Genomic DNA, 234 nt, shown 5'->3' with positions numbered 1-234 from the left:
AGCGCCTGACCGATCGTGCCCTCGTCAAGGGACTCGGTGTCCACATCCAGCAACACGAACCGGCCCGGCTGCTCCGCCTGCGCCGCCCGCACCAGACCCCACACCGCCGCCCGCGCCGGATCCACATCCTCACCCTCGGACACCGCCACCGCGCCCCGCGTCACGAGCACCAACCGCGAGGACGCGAACCGCTCCTCGGCCAGCCACCCCCGCACCACACCCAACGCCTCGCGC

The 234-nt window shown here is 73.5% G+C and carries 1 protein-coding gene; it reads right to left on the bottom strand.

Going from position 1 to position 234, the window contains the following annotated elements; genetic code table 11:
- Positions 1–234: SpnB-like Rossmann fold domain-containing protein (locus ACSC1Q_RS43285; RefSeq protein WP_436764560.1), on the bottom strand; the 234-nt coding region annotated here is incomplete at both ends.

This window comes from Streptosporangium heterodermiicola (assembly GCF_051390675.1).
Taxonomy (GTDB): domain Bacteria; phylum Actinomycetota; class Actinomycetes; order Streptosporangiales; family Streptosporangiaceae; genus Streptosporangium.
This window is presented reverse-complemented; position numbering and strand designations above follow the sequence as displayed.